At 62.4% G+C, this 631-nt stretch carries 1 protein-coding gene; it reads left to right on the top strand.

All coding sequences use genetic code 11. From position 1 onward, the window contains the following. Positions 1-119: 119 nt before the first annotated feature. Positions 120-485, top strand: a complete 366-nt coding sequence (locus MXD59_RS25995) for a transposase family protein (RefSeq protein WP_248827200.1) — start codon at positions 120-122, stop codon at positions 483-485. Positions 486-631: the final 146 nt, after the last annotated feature.

The raw sequence follows: 631 nt of genomic DNA, 5'->3' as shown, positions 1-631 counted from the left end.
CATGGGATTCTTCGGTGATCCCCACCTCGCCTACATCAACTGGTAGCGAGTCCAGCTACTTTCGTTCTCCTTAGTACTACTCCGGCAAGCACAAGCACCACGGCGTCAACCTCCAGGGTCTGACCGACCCCTACGGCCGCCTACTGTGGATCTCCGACGGGCTACCCGGTTCGACCCACGACCTCAAAGCCGCCCGCCACCACGACGTCCTGCTCGCCACCGCCCGCGCCGGGCTCTACCTCTACGTCGACAAGGGCTACGTCGGCGGCGAAGGCGACACCCTTCTCGTCCCCTACCAGGGCCGCAACCTCCCCGACCACCACAAAGAATCCAACCGTGCACATGCCGTCACCAGAGCCCACGGCGAACGCGGCTTCGCGGTCCTGAAAACCTGGAAGATCCTCAGCCGCTTCCGGGGCTGCCCGCGCCAAGCCGGAACGGTCGCCCGCACGATCCTCACCCTCGAACACGCATTCCACGAATAGCAGGATGGAAAAGGCTCACCATGCTCTCGCCCAATCGCACCCGCCGGAAGGAATCCACGTCATGGAGAAGTAACTGGTCAGGTCTCGTAGATCGTTTGTTTTTGGTCTCACGGCGTGCTGGGGTTTTCTGGTGACCTGGTGGCCTG

This window comes from Frankia umida, from assembly GCF_023242945.1.
Classification (GTDB): domain Bacteria; phylum Actinomycetota; class Actinomycetes; order Frankiales; family Frankiaceae; genus Frankia; species Frankia umida.
Note: the sequence above shows the minus strand (reverse complement) of the source record. Positions and strands in the feature narration are given on the sequence as shown.